Here is a 14115-nt window from a genome sequence, read left to right as displayed (position 1 = left end):
AGGATAAAATAACTTCGGCTAACTGCGTTTAATTCAACTATTATGCAAAAAGAAAAATCGAATCGTCTGGCCCTAAGAATAGCCGTACTGTTCTTATGCCTTGTTCCTTTAACGGTTGTTGGCCAAAAATCTGTTGTTTTGCTTCAAATCGATGGCTCAAAACAGTTTCAAAAAATGGATGGTTTTGGCGTGAACATCAACACCGCATGGTGGTATAACGGCGAATATGGCGATACAAAACTGGTGCAGTCTGCAATTGACATGCTCGTCGATTCACTCGGTGCGACCATTTTTCGGGCCGTAATCGAAGAGATGGACTGGGAAGTAGTCAACGATGATAACAATCCAAACAATTTTAACTGGGCCTATTACAACAAAGTATTCTCGAATGAAAGATTTCAAGGCGTATGGAAAACTTTGCGTTATCTTAATCAGAAGGGTATCACAAACGGTTTAATTATCAGTTTGATGGGTGTCCCGCCTGCAGCAGAGCCTCTTGCAGTGCCAGATAAACAAAAAAGCTGGATGGGTGGAACTGATTATTCAATAAATCCGGTGATGGAAGATGAATTCGTTGAGTCTATTGCCGCGTTACTATATTACGCACGGCACACGGCTAAAATTAAGTTTTCGCTGGTTTCGCCTATGAACGAAACAGAGCAGGTATCTTCAGGAAAAAGCATTGATCATCCGGATGGATTTGTTGAAGGCCCGAATATTCCGGACGCGGTACAGTTTGCCCGAATAATTAAGAAACTCGGTAAAAAGCTTGACGCAATAGGCATGAGCGACATCCGTTTCGTATCCCCGGACGCTGCAGGCGATCATTTATTTGCATTATGTCTGGGCGAAATGGTAAAAGATCCCTATATCATGAGTAAGCTGGATCATTGGGGTGTTCACGACTACGGGAACAATGCCGGAAATTATAATAAAATTGTCGGCAACCCCGTAAATCCAAACAAATCATTCTGGGTAACCGAAATGGCTGGCATTGGAAACATGTTGGGTCAACTCGGCGACAATGCACACGCTTATATCTTTTGGGACGGGTTTGACTGTGTTTACCAGCACGCCAGGCGAAATGGTTCGGGTAGTACGCCGCCTAATGACTGGGTTTTTTGGCAACCTGATGATGGCAAACCAATGATCGAATATATTCCCTCAACAAAAAGTTGGATGCCAAGAAAACAGTTCTATGAATTCGCCCAAGTCTACAAATTCATAAAACCCGGTGCTACACGGATTAGCTCGATGGTCAGCGATAGCAGCGTGGTTGTCCGTTCCTTTCTCAATCCAAACGGTCAATTGGTAATTGTTGGTCGCAATTCTGGTAAAAGGAATATTACCATTAATGGAATAATAACGAATCTGCCGGCAATCGACAGATTAAAACTGACCTATACGACACCTGATATGAATTTCTATAAAAGTGCGGATATAATTCTGAATGATGATAGAATAAAGACAAGTCTTCCTCCCAATTGTGTTTTTACCTTAACTGGTTTTGGTGATTGCGAGGAGATTGGTTCATCTGGAGCTCATCCAGAACCATCGAACTGGTATGCTGGCGATATGCATGTTCATCGTGATTGCGGTGGTGCTGTCAGCGAAATACTTCCTGAGAATAAGCTTAAAGAAATGATGGAGGTTAATGATCTTGCAGTAATTTCGGTATTGGCGGATATGGGTGATGCTGAAGTTAAACCAAGTGAAATCGACTTGCCAAAAGTTAACGGAAAGGATTCGCCTCTGTCATGTTCTGGAAGGATAATACATTACGATGCCGAATGGCACTGGGATCCGGCAGGCACTACTTTTGAATATAAGGCACTTGGTGGTCACGTAGTTTTGCTTGGATTAACCGAAGCCCACCAAATATGGGACGAATCGCCATACAAAATTCTGGAATATGGCAGAAAGCATAATGGAATTGTTGGTTTTTGCCATACTGAATATTTGAATGATCAAATTCAGAATTATTTAAATTGCTGCATTCCAATTGAGTATCCGGTTGAAGCAGCATTAGGAATGCTCGATTTCTTTTCAGAGGATGTGTATGGTACGCAATCTCACAATAATGGTAATTATAGCGCTGATGCTACTATTAATGCTTATTATAAATTACTTAATTGCGGTATACGGTTAGGACTTTGTGCCGGAACCGATTACCCATGTAATTTATCCGAACCATTTGGCACACTTTTAACTTATTCACGGGTAGATGGAGCCTTAACTTATCGCAAATGGATAGAAGCAATCAGAGATGGTAGAACTGTAGTTTCCCGAAATGGTCATCTCGAATTCATTGACATGAAGGTAAACGGAAAGTACCAACCAGGTGATGAAATAAAAATGAAAAATAAAGGAACAGTTTCGGTAGAAGTAAAATGGACATCAGTAAAACCTTTAACTGGAACGCTGGAATTGGTTTTCAATGGGAAAGTGGTTGCCAAACAGGAAGGAACTGCCCAACCTGAAACCCCTGTTATATTAAAAGTAAATCAGGTTTTCGCTCAGAGTGGTTGGTTGTGTGCCCGTCGTATTGATGAGAATGGCCATCAAACCCACACCGCACCGGTATATGTAACAGTTAATAATAAGCCAGTAAGAGCCAGTTCCGAAGATGCACAATATTTTGTGAAATGGATTGATAACCTGATTGAAAAGACTTCGCCGGGAAACGATTGGAATAAATATTTCACACACGATTTAAATATTGTTCAGGGCAGATATAAGAAAGCGAAAAGCATTTATTTGAAAATAGCGGAAGAAGCAAGATCGCAAAACAACTAGATTTTAAAATGCGCACTCAGGGTTTGTTTAAATCGAATGGAAAATACTTGCAACCTAATATTGGAGGTACTGAAATTGCCTTTTCTTAATTTTCGGAGGAAGAGAAAAAACTTAACAACATTTCAATTATTTGATTTATGTATATTATGAAAATGAAGGTAATAATTTCTGTTTTGATAGCAATTTCTATTTGCTTTTCAGGAATAACTTATGCAGGGATACATCAAGATTTTCCGATTCTAGTTTTAACTTCCGATCAAGATTTTGGGGAATATGCCGGAGAAATATTAAAGGCCGATGGTTTTAACGAATTCGTTATGGAAAAACTCTCGGATTCCAAAGTTACATTAGACTATATATCGGGATTTGATATCGTGATTTTGGCTGAGGCTAAATTGTCGAAATACCAATTGGAAACGCTTATCGGATATGTTAAAAATGGAGGTAATCTGATAGCCTTTCGTCCTGATAATAAAGTATGCGACTTATTCGGATTGGCTGATCAAAAAAGTACGACAAGCGAAGGATACATTTCGGTTGATGATAAATCCGATATTGGGAAGGGAATTTTAACCGAAACATTGCAATTTCATGGAATAGCTGATAATTATAAACTTGCCGGGGCGCAAAAGATTGCCGACTTGTTTGATAAATCGTATCCCCCCAGAAAATGGCCTGCAGTTGTTATCAATCGTTATGGTCGTGGACACGCAATTGCGTTCACTTATAACCTCCCTAAAAGTATTGTGTACACCCGCCAGGGTAATCCGTTATTTGCCGGTGTCGAAAAAGATGGAATCCCAGGTTTAAGAGGAATGGATCTATTTACCGATGGCTGGGTTGATACGAGTAAAAATACGATCAACCAGGCCGATGAGCATATGAACCTTTTTGCTCATTGTATCGAATATTTAAGTTCAGGCGCTAAGCCATTACCACGCTTCTGGTATTTACCCGATTCGTTAAAATGCCTTGCGGTACTGGACAATGACGGGGAGGATAACAATGAAAGCGATTTCGAACCTCAGTTCAGGGATGTCGATTCGATGGGCGCCAAAATGACCATTTACATTAAAGATGTGGACAAGGTTTCGAAAGAATGGGTGGATAAATGGACAGCTAAAGGGTACGAAATTGCAGCACACCCCAATGATACGGAAGAGGCTGCAAACCCGACATGGAACCGCATGGACAGCATTCTTGGCGACATTAAAACCCAGATTGCCACAAAATTCGGATTGCCCATACGGACGAATGTCAACCACTGGTTTGTTTGGGTTGGACGTGAGGCCGACGGAACACCGGATTTTGCAGCCCAGGCAAAACTTGAAGAAAAGCATGGTATCGAAATGGATGCGAACTATGCCCATTATGATATGAATTCTAACCAGGGCAGGCATTTCCTTGGTTCCCCGGGAATAAATCAGGGAAATTATAACGGAAGTGGATTGGTGATGAAATACGGTGATCCTGAAGGGAAAATCGTGAATGTTTACCAGCGCTTTAATTCAGTGTACGATCAGCAGTATATGGAGAGAAAAGACCCTGAAGGCTTTTTTAACTGCTTTAAAGGTTTGGTTGACAGGAGCCTGAATAACGAAGTTTATTCCATTGTCAGCATTAAATCGCACAACAATGAATATTATTTTTCCAAAGAGCCTTTAATGAAGATGCTAGCCTATGCCAAAGACAATAACATTCCTGTTTGGACGGCATTAGAGTTACTCGATTTTCTCAAGATGAAAGATGAGGCCAGCTTCACAGACTTCAACTGGACAAAGAATCAGTTGAACTTTAAGCTTTCATCAGGCTTAAAGAATTCGCATGGATTAACGTTTATGCTTCCGTTAATTCATGGCGGTTTAAAAATAAAGAGCATAACCATTGACGGATTTAGCCCGAAATTTGAAAAAAGAATGATCAAAGGGTCCGAATATGCCATGGTTACGGTCAATCCGGGCAAAGTCTATACGGTGTCCGTAAATTATAATTAGTCTTGAATTGTGACGACCGGGTTTTTATCAAATAATCTGGTTGAAATTTGTTCGAAACGCTCAAAAATTAGATAAAATAATAAAATAAGTTTATGTCAACATTACAAAAAGATTCCGATTTGTTCGATTTTATCAGGAAGAATCTATACGTGGCCGCAGTATGCGATATTCTTGATGAGCTTGGTTACAGAAACCAGGCTATGCACCAGAGGCTGCGCCCTCTTCTCCCTGATCCGGAGAATTGTGGTTTTATTGGCCGTGCCCGTACTTTTCGCTGGATGGAAACCGATCATGTAGTAGAAGAAAACCCATATGGGCTTGAAATAGAAGCAATGGATTCATTGAAAGCCGGCGATGTTGCAGTTCATTCTACCGATTATGGCGGCACCAATGCTCCCTGGGGCGAATTGATGAGTACTATTGCCAAACGAAATGGCGTTACCGGTTGTGTTTGCGATAGCCAAATACGTGATTGCATTAAAATTATGAAAATGGGGTTTCCTGTGTACTATACTGGTATCCGGCCCCTGGACTCAAAGGGGCGCGCCATCGTAATGGCCTATGATGTTCCGGTTCGTTGTGGCGAAGTGCTCGTTAATTCCGGCGATATCGTTTACGCTGATTTCGACGGCATTGTAGTTGTCCCGAAAGAGGCTGAACGTGACGTATTTGTAAAGGCAAATGAAAAGGTTCACAACGAAAATTTGTCGCGAAAAGAACTGTTGAGCGGGAAATCGCTTCGAGAAGTCTATGAAAAATATAAAGCATTGTAAAAGGATAATCCAATGAAACTAGAAAATCGTGTAGTAGTTGTAACAGGCTCCGGATCAGGTATTGGCCGTGCCTGCGCTCTGGAGTTTGCCAAAGCAGGGGCAAAAGTTGTAGTCGCCGACCTGAACATACAGGGCGCTGAAGAAACCGTAAAACAAATAGAAGAAATTAAAAGAACGGCAATTGCTTTTAAAACAGATGTTTCGAACCCTGAATCGGTTAAGCAGTTAGTTGACTTTACATTAAAAACATATTCGAAAATTGATGCATTGGTGAACAATGCTGCCATTCAGATTAACAAAACAGTTGAGGACACTACTTTCGAAGAGTGGAGTCTCCAAATGTCAATAAACGTCGGGGGCGTATTCCTTACCTCAAAATATTTTCTTCCTTATTTGCGCGAAACCAAAGGGAGCATTGTCAACATGTCATCGGTGAACAGTTTTTTCGTTGAGCCCATGTGTGCCGGCTATTGCGCTACAAAAGCAGCTATTGTTGGCCTGACAAAAGCAATGGCCATCGACCACGGGCACGAAGGGGTCAGGGTCAATGCCATTTGTCCGGGTTATATCGATGCAGGATTGGCTGAAGGATATTTTCAGGTTCAGCCCGATCCTGAAAAAGCCCGCCTTGAGGCAGGGAAACTACACGCCCTGTGGCGTATTGGTAAATCGGAGGAAGTTGCTCGTGTTGCGGTATTTTTAAGTTCCGATGATGCATCGTTTATTACAGGTTCCTCTGTTGTTGTTGACGGAGGTTTTGGCTCAGGATTACCTCCCCAATAGGTGTTTTATAGTTGTTTACTATGTTATTTATTAAAAACAAGATATGATAAAATCACAAAAAACACTGGATTGGGGTTTATTGGTTATCATCAACTTTCTGTGGGGAACCCAGGTTCCGGTTATACGGCTTATTGGCGACCGATTAGGCCCGATTACAGTTGCATTTGTGCCCCTGGTTTTAAGTACACTCATTTTCCTTCCAATCCTTTGGATGGAAAATAAAAAGCGGGGTGTAAAATTCCGGTGGAAATGGAACGATATCAAATATTTTATTTTATCAGGAACGGTGGGCATTTTTATTATGCAATATGCCTATACACTGGGATCGCAGAAAACTATTGCCGCTAATGCCGGTATCATCACCTTAACAATTCCGGTACTGGTAGCAATTATGGCCTCCTTTATGCTCAACGAAAAATTAAATTTTGTTCGTATTGCAAGTTTTATTCTGGCTCTATTGGGCGTGTTAATGACCTCTGTTTCTGATATTAAAGGAGCAGATCTTTTTCATGGGCAATATTTTCTGGGAAATATGATTTTTTTATTCGCCTGCCTCTGTTGTGCTTTCTATAATACCTATTGCAAATTGCTGGTGGACAAAAAATTTACAGAACTGGAAATTCTGGTTTATAGTTCCATTATCGGAAGTATTGCCAGTATCCCATTATTAATATGGGTCGAACCGTTTCATTTCAAAGAGTTTATTCAATTGGGAAATATTGCCGTATATGGAATACTCGAACTAAGTGTCTTTGTATACGGGATACCTGCCTTGCTGTTCTTCTATGTTCTAAAACGGATGGATGTAACTCAGGCAATTTTAGGCAGCTACCTGTTTCCCTTTTTTATCGGATTAATGGGAATTGTTTTGCTTAACGAAAAAATATCCCTGTTAATGGTCGTTGGAGGAAGCATAATTTTTGTCAGTACCTTGATGGTAACCGTTTACGAAAATGACCTGTTGTTATTTTTTAAAAAATTATTTTCAAAGAAACACGAATAAAAATTAATACAACTAAGAAAGATGAAAATTACTAATGTAAAAGCCATCATGCTTAAACTGCCGGAGATTTCGTCGGCAGCCGATGGCACCCAGGACGATTTACTCATTGTGGTGGAAACCGACGAGGGAATAATTGGTTACGGTGAAGTTGACACTGCCCCAATTGTTGGAAAAGCGATTGTTGATGCGTACATGTCACATGGAACATGCTATGGATTAAGGGAAGTTGTTGTTGGGGCCGATCCGTTTGACTACGAGCAAATATGGAACGACATGTGGGCCAAAACTTATTACTACGGACGCAGCGGCCCCGTGATGCACGTGATGAGCGGCATCGATATGGCTATTTGGGACATTATGGGAAAAGCAACCGGGAAGCCGGTTCATAAACTGCTGGGCGGGAGCTATTGTACCAAAGTCCGTCCGTATGCCAGCGCATTAATGCCCGATAAACACGATGGGGTTAAAGCCTTGGTCGAGAAACACCGGGCCGAAGGTTTTACGGCCATAAAATTAGGTTGGGGGCCATTGGGTTACGATGTCAGGTACGATGTGGAACTGGTAAAAACCGCTCGTAAAGCTGCGGGCGACGATATGGAAATCATGATCGACATAGGAAAACGCTACCGGTTGCGCGAAGCTATTTATGCTGCCAAAGCCATGGAGCAATCCAATATTTACTGGTTGGAAGAAGCGCTTCCGGCCGAAGACCTGAACGGGTTCCGTAGATTGACCGAACAATCACCGGTTCGCATTGCTACCGGGGAAGAAGAAAGCGGACGGTTGGCATTTAAACGCTTGATAGAAGAAACTGGTATCGATGTGGTCCAGCCCGATATGTCGCGCTGTGGCGGGTTGACAGAAGCAAAAAAAATAGCAACCATCGCGGCTGACGCCAACATTCTTTGCATTCCCCACGCGTTTAAAACAGGGGTTCTTGTCGCAGCGTCCATTCATCTGATCGCGTCGGTACAGCATGCGCCATTTCTTGAATTCTCGGTTACCGAATCGGGCATCCGGAAAGAGCTTTTGGCAAAACCATTTGTTCAAAAAGATGGTTTTGTTGATGTTCCAACAGCTCCGGGATTAGGCATTGAGCTTAATCCGGAAGTGATTCGCAAATATGGAGTAAGTATTTTGTAGTAATCATCTGAAACCAGACCTATGGGATCGTTTAAAAATTTAAGTAACCGGCGTTCTTTTCTCACAAAAGGCGCTTTGTCTTTTGCTTCGGTAGCATTGGCAACCTTTCCGGCCACAAATAGTTTGGGTGCAAGTTCAGCAAGGAAGAAATACAAAATGGTCCCGACTTTAAAAGGAGAAGTTGCCTCTGATAAGTTGGGAACAACTCTGATGCACGAGCACATTCTTTGGTTTGCCGGAACAATGGCGGAAAATGTTGGTTACGAGCCTATCCGTGAAGATTTACTACCAGAGACCATTGACTTTGCCGTTTCAGTTCTGAACGATGCAGCAAGGGTAGGAATTGATACTGTTGTAGACCTTACCCCTTTCAGGCCCATGGAGCTTTACGAGCAGATTGCAAATAGGACGCCTGTTAATATTATTGCATCTACTGGTTTCTATAGGCAATCGAAAAGTCCGCAATGGATGGCAGATATGGACGACGAAAGGCAAATGGAAGAACTGCTCTTAAAAGATGTAAAAGTAGGTATTGATGGTACTAAATTAAAAGCAGGGATCATAAAGGTTGCCGAGGATGGAAGGACCCTGACCGATTGGGAGAAAAAAGCCTTCCGTTCCGCAGCCCGTGTAAACAAAGCAACGGGTACGCCTATTGCAACGCACACCGGTAACGCACCTGAACAATTTGATTTACTGGTGAAAACTGGGGCAAATCCCCGTCAGATTCTTTTATCACATGTTGATGTTGGCCGCAAAGGGAAGCCCGGAGAATTGCTTGATATCGTGAAAGCAGGTGGTTACCTGGAGGTTGACACATTTGGGCAGAATTATTATACTCCCTGGGATGAACTTGTTGCTTTTCTTCGGTCACTTTGTGATGCCGGTTATGCGAATAGAATTATTGTTTCTGTTGATAGCAATTGGCATTGGGAGAAAGGGAGGAAGATATTTGAAGGTGGGGGCGAACCTAATTTTGACCCTAATGCATCAAACCGAACCTTTGCCTACATGATGACAGATGTTGTGCCTATGTTGTTAAAGGCCGGCTTCAGTATGAAAGAGGTGAATACCTTCCTCGTCGATAATCCCCGGAATTTTTTTTCAAATGACAGTTTGTAATATTATTTCCAATGGTTCAAAGAATAGAAAGATTAAAAAGTGTTGGCGAACGTGAAAATATTGATGTTTTTATTTTCACCTCGGCTTCGTCGTTAAAGTGCTTTAGCGGATATTATTACAATTTTGAGACGGGGCCTTCTCCATTTCAGCTACTGCCTGCTGCATTGGTCGTCGTCCCTGATCAATTTATGGGCATAGTCATTGCTGATAATGAATCATTAACGGCGCCTGTGCCTGGAATAGAGGTTTCGGTGAGAAAATACGCCAGCTATGTGTATGAAGAGCCGCTGGATTTTACCAATCATTTTTTGATTCAGTTGCATGAAATGCTGAAACAAATTGGGATGTCAAAAGCCCGGATTGGAATAGAGCAAAATACATTTCCTTACGTTATAGCCAATTCGCTGAAGGCAAAATATTCCGAAATGGAATTCGTCAACATTACCGGAGAGGTTTCTCGCATAAAAGCCGTTAAGGACGCTGATGAAATAAAAAATATCCGGAAAGCAACAGCATTAAGCGACATTGGGCAATCGGCAGTTATAAAATATGCCCAGGCAGGGATGACCGAACTTGAGCTTTTTAGCCTGGTACGTTTAGAAATTGAGGCATCGGTTGGCACAAGGATCCCGATAATGGTCGACCTGGTAAGTGGCGCCCGTACCGCTTCAGGCGGAGGGATCCCAACAAATAAAACGATACAGGAAGGCGACTTAATCCTTAGTGACCTAACTCCTTGTTTTAACGGATATTGGGGCGATTCGTGCAATACTAAAGTGATCGGTAAGCCTACTTCGGGGCAAATGAAAACGTTTGAATCGGTGAAACAAGCGCTTAATCATGCGATAAGCGCTGTACGCCCAGGTATTAAAGCTTCGGAAATTGACGACCTCATGCGAAAACATGCGGGTAATTTTCCACATCATGGTGGCCATGGCGTTGGGACATTGTACCATGAAGAACCAAGGATTGTCCGGTATAACAATACGGTAGTGGAGCCTAATATGGTTATCGCGCTTGAACCAGCAATTTATGAAAAGGGTTTTGGAATCCGGCTTGAGCATATGGTGCTTGTTACCGAAACGGGTTGCGAGGTACTTACTCAATTTCAGCATTGTTTTTAAGCGACCTTAATAAATTGTAAATCATGTTTGAGAAAATAAATTTTGAAGGTTGGGCAAATTGTTTAAAAGTGAGCAATGGCAATGTGGAACTAATCGTTACAACCGATGTCGGCCCCCGTGTTATTAGTTTCGGGTATAAAGGCGGGCAGAACCTGTTTCATGTCTCGCCCGGAGATAAAGGGAAAACCGGGGGGGACCAATGGCGCATATACGGGGGGCACAGGCTATGGCTTGCCCCTGAAGTAATGCCGCGATCGTATGCCCCCGACAATGGGAAGGTTGAACATTTATGGAACGGGGAAACATTAACCCTTTCGCAGGCAAAAGACCCTTTAACCGGCGTGGTTAAAGAAATGGAAATTACATTAGACCCTTCCTATAACCAGGTTAAAGTATTGCATCGCATCACCAATAAAAATATCTGGGATATTGAACTGTCACCCTGGCCAATTACAGCGCTTGCCGGTGGAGGCGCCGCAATCCTGCCGCAGGAACCATATATCGATCCCGAACACTACCTTTTGCCATCCAGGCCCCTTGTTCTGTGGTACTACACCCAAATGAGCGATCCACGGTGGGTATGGGGCGAAAAATACATACGGATGAATTTCGACCCTGCTATCAAATCGGAACAAAAAATAGGGATACTGAACAAGCAAGGCTGGGCTGCATATTGCCTCCATGGAGACCTGTTTGTTAAAACATTCGGGTATGACGAAAATGCAGCATATGCCGACTATAATTGCAATAACGAGCTTTACATGAATGGTGGTTTTGTTGAAATAGAAACAGTAGGCCCGTTTGTGAAAATACCCCCAGGAGGCATGGTTGAACACACCGAACACTGGTATCTCGGCAAGGCGCTTGTCCAAAACACTGAAGAATCGATCGATAAGAACGTATTGCCATTTGTGAAATCGGTCCTGTCTCCGAAAAAATAGAAGCTAAAACTACACCCATGAATACTAAAACCCTTTTTGCTTTGTTTTCTTTCTTGTTGGCCTTACCGGGTTTTTCACAAAAAGCAACCACCAATAGGATTAACCCTGAACTATTAACCGGGCGCTGGGCCGCTTACTGGATTAACCATCCCACCGAATCGCCGGTTACCTATGGGGTTTATCATTTCAGGAAAACAATTATGCTCGATAAAAAGCCCGGGCAGTTTATTGTTCATGTTTCGGCCGACAACCGTTATAAATTGTACGTTAACGGACAATTTGTATGCCTCGGCCCAAGCAGGGGAGACCTGCTTCACTGGCGTTTCGAAACAGTTGATATTGCCCCCTACTTGGTACCCGGTAAAAACGTTATTGCTGCCGAAGTATGGAATTATGCCCAATTTAAACCGGCGGCCCAATTTTCAATACAAACAGGGTTCATCCTCCAGGGCAATTCCGAAGCCGAAAACATAATCAATACAAATAAAAGCTGGAAAGTTATACGCGATTGGGCATACACTCCCGAAAGTGGTAAAACACCCGACAAACAATACATCGTTGTGGGGCCCTGTGTTCGCATCAACGGCGAAAAATACCTCTGGGGCTGGAATGAATTGTCATTCGACGATAAAACATGGGAACAGTCGGCAGAAATAACCTTAGGGCAACCCAGGGTAGCTGGTACCAGCATTAACTGGGGCCTGGCGCCACGCGAAATACCCTTCATGGAAATGAAACCCCAGCGGTTTTCATCGATACGCAGAAGTGAAGGGTTGAATGTCCCGGCAAATTTTTTGAAAGGAACCCAGCCTCTTGAAATAAAACCCAACCAGAAAGTCCAGTTTCTTATCGACCAGGGCATTTTAACAACAGCCTACCCCGAAATGATCACATCAGGAGGCAAAGGGAGCGAAATCAAATTTACCTATGCCGAAGCCATGTTCGATAACAATTATAAAAAAGGGAACCGGAACGAGATCGAAGGAAAGCATGTGATTGGTTATTCCGATTATTTTATGCCCGACGGCGGCGACAACCGAATGTTTAAAACACTGTGGTTCCGTACCTGGCGATACGTTCAGGTTGAAATAAAAACAGCCGGCCAGACCTTAAAAATCAACGATGTCCGAAGCGTATTCACGGCCTACCCGCTGGAAAAAAAAGCCGTATTTGAATCGGACGACAAAACACTCGACGGCATTTGGGATACAGGCTGGCAAACCGCCCGTCTTTGCGCCAACGAAACCTATTTCGATTGCCCTTATTACGAGCAGCTTCAATATGTTGGCGATACCCGTATCCAGGCATTAATCTCTCTTTATGTTTCAGGTGATGACCGGTTAGCCAGGCAAGCCATCCAGATGTTCGGTGACTCGCGTTTCAGCGAAGGGCTTACCATGAGCCGGTACCCGGCCGCGGTACCACAGGTTATCCCTCCTTATTCGCTGTTTTGGGTCGATATGGTACACGACTATTGGATGTTACGCGACGACTCTGTTTTTGTAAGAAGCAAACTGAACGGCGTGAAAAGTATCTTGGATTGGTTTATTGATCACATCGATCCAAAAACAGGTTTACTGGGAAAGGTTCCCTATTGGAATTTTGTGGATTGGCCCGACGAATGGGAATGGAATATTGAAAAAGGTGTGGGAGGCGTCCCCAAAGGCGGGGCAGAGGGGCAATCTTCCATTTTAACCCTTCATCTTGCTTATTCGGCCAGGCATGCTGCCGAGCTTCTCGACAATTATAAGATGAACGGCGGATATTACCGCTCAATTGCCAATTCGCTGGTAAACGCGGTTACGGGAAAGTGTAAAAACCAGCACAACGGGTATATTGCCGACACTCCCGACCAAACAGAATATTCCATGCATGCCCAGATATTTGGCGCTCTTACCGATGCCATCCCATCGGGCGAACAAAAGGAAATGCTGGAACGTATTCAAAAAGACGATCATTTGATCAAAGCAACGATGTATTTCCGGTTCTACCTTACCCGGGCCCTGCAAAAAGCCGGCATGGGCGGCACGTACCTTCAAACACTCGATTTATGGAAGGATATGCTGAAAGAAGGACTGACCACGTTTGCTGAACGGCCCGATCCAACGAGATCCGATTGCCATGCCTGGAGCGCCAGTCCCAATTACGAATTCCTGGCTCTGGTCGCCGGTATCCGCCCGTCGAAACCTGGTTTCAAAGAAGTAGTTATTGAGCCTGCGTTGGGCAGTTTAAAATGGATTAACGGCCAAATGCCCCATCCGCTGGGCGCCATATATTTTCATCTGGAAAGAACAGGGGACAATGGCCTGAAAGGTTCAATAGAACTGCCTCAAAACCTGAAAGGAACGTTCATTTGGAACAACCAGAAAATAGACCTTATAAACACAACCAATATCAAAATAGAGTAGAAAATATTCGGTATTCAAGCTCACAAAA

10 protein-coding genes are annotated in these 14115 nt (G+C 43.2%); all 10 read left to right on the top strand.

The genetic code is table 11. The features are described from left to right. Positions 1–42 precede the first annotated feature (42 nt). A complete protein-coding gene (locus AQPE_RS01485) occupies positions 43–2796 on the top strand; it encodes a CehA/McbA family metallohydrolase (protein ID WP_318349269.1) in 2754 nt (917 codons plus the stop codon). Between the two features lie 152 nt (positions 2797–2948). Next, positions 2949–4790 carry a hypothetical protein gene (locus tag AQPE_RS01480; RefSeq protein ID WP_318349268.1) on the top strand — a complete coding sequence of 614 codons (1842 nt, stop codon included), beginning with the start codon at positions 2949–2951 and terminating at the stop codon, positions 4788–4790. A gap of 92 nt (positions 4791–4882) precedes the next feature. Beyond that, positions 4883–5563 (top strand): RraA family protein, encoded by a 681-nt coding sequence (locus AQPE_RS01475; RefSeq protein ID WP_318349267.1) that lies wholly within the window; start codon positions 4883–4885, stop codon positions 5561–5563. Between the two features lie 12 nt (positions 5564–5575). Beyond that, entirely contained in the window at positions 5576–6346 is a 771-nt protein-coding gene (locus tag AQPE_RS01470) for an SDR family NAD(P)-dependent oxidoreductase (RefSeq protein WP_318349266.1), read from the top strand. Between the two features lie 43 nt (positions 6347–6389). Beyond that, positions 6390–7349, top strand: coding sequence for a DMT family transporter (locus tag AQPE_RS01465; RefSeq protein WP_318349265.1), 960 nt, complete (start codon positions 6390–6392; stop codon positions 7347–7349). A 21-nt stretch (positions 7350–7370) separates the two neighbouring features. Then, positions 7371–8492: a mandelate racemase/muconate lactonizing enzyme family protein gene (locus tag AQPE_RS01460; RefSeq protein ID WP_318349264.1), complete on the top strand. Its 1122-nt coding sequence runs from the start codon at positions 7371–7373 to the stop codon at positions 8490–8492. Positions 8493–8513: 21 nt separating this feature from the next. Continuing rightward, positions 8514–9614 carry a phosphotriesterase family protein gene (locus tag AQPE_RS01455; RefSeq protein ID WP_318349263.1) on the top strand — a complete coding sequence of 367 codons (1101 nt, stop codon included), beginning with the start codon at positions 8514–8516 and terminating at the stop codon, positions 9612–9614. An 11-nt stretch (positions 9615–9625) separates the two neighbouring features. Next, positions 9626–10738, top strand: coding sequence for a M24 family metallopeptidase (locus tag AQPE_RS01450; RefSeq protein WP_318349262.1), 1113 nt, complete (start codon positions 9626–9628; stop codon positions 10736–10738). Positions 10739–10761: 23 nt separating this feature from the next. Beyond that, the gene (locus tag AQPE_RS01445) at positions 10762–11679 is read left to right on the top strand and encodes a hypothetical protein (RefSeq protein ID WP_318349261.1); all 918 of its coding nucleotides are present in this window, start codon (positions 10762–10764) and stop codon (positions 11677–11679) included. 17 nt (positions 11680–11696) lie between these two features. Then, entirely contained in the window at positions 11697–14087 is a 2391-nt protein-coding gene (locus tag AQPE_RS01440; RefSeq protein ID WP_318349260.1) for an alpha-L-rhamnosidase-related protein, read from the top strand. The last annotated feature ends 28 nt before the right edge of the window (positions 14088–14115 follow it).

The sequence above is a fragment of the Aquipluma nitroreducens genome, from assembly GCF_009689585.1.
In the GTDB taxonomy this organism is placed as follows: Bacteria; Bacteroidota; Bacteroidia; order Bacteroidales; family Prolixibacteraceae; genus Aquipluma; species Aquipluma nitroreducens.
Note: the sequence above shows the minus strand (reverse complement) of the source record. Positions and strands in the feature narration are given on the sequence as shown.

What these genes read in the sequence shown, in the direction of transcription:
- AQPE_RS01485 (WP_318349269.1), top strand. Translation starts at nt 43, where the DNA reads ATGCAAAAAGAAAAATCGAATCGTCTGGCCCTAAGAATAGCCGTACTG.
- AQPE_RS01480 (WP_318349268.1), top strand. Translation starts at nt 2,949, where the DNA reads ATGAAGGTAATAATTTCTGTTTTGATAGCAATTTCTATTTGCTTTTCA.
- AQPE_RS01475 (WP_318349267.1), top strand. Translation starts at nt 4,883, where the DNA reads ATGTCAACATTACAAAAAGATTCCGATTTGTTCGATTTTATCAGGAAG.
- AQPE_RS01470 (WP_318349266.1), top strand. Translation starts at nt 5,576, where the DNA reads ATGAAACTAGAAAATCGTGTAGTAGTTGTAACAGGCTCCGGATCAGGT.
- AQPE_RS01465 (WP_318349265.1), top strand. Translation starts at nt 6,390, where the DNA reads ATGATAAAATCACAAAAAACACTGGATTGGGGTTTATTGGTTATCATC.
- AQPE_RS01460 (WP_318349264.1), top strand. Translation starts at nt 7,371, where the DNA reads ATGAAAATTACTAATGTAAAAGCCATCATGCTTAAACTGCCGGAGATT.
- AQPE_RS01455 (WP_318349263.1), top strand. Translation starts at nt 8,514, where the DNA reads ATGGGATCGTTTAAAAATTTAAGTAACCGGCGTTCTTTTCTCACAAAA.
- AQPE_RS01450 (WP_318349262.1), top strand. Translation starts at nt 9,626, where the DNA reads ATGGTTCAAAGAATAGAAAGATTAAAAAGTGTTGGCGAACGTGAAAAT.
- AQPE_RS01445 (WP_318349261.1), top strand. Translation starts at nt 10,762, where the DNA reads ATGTTTGAGAAAATAAATTTTGAAGGTTGGGCAAATTGTTTAAAAGTG.
- AQPE_RS01440 (WP_318349260.1), top strand. Translation starts at nt 11,697, where the DNA reads ATGAATACTAAAACCCTTTTTGCTTTGTTTTCTTTCTTGTTGGCCTTA.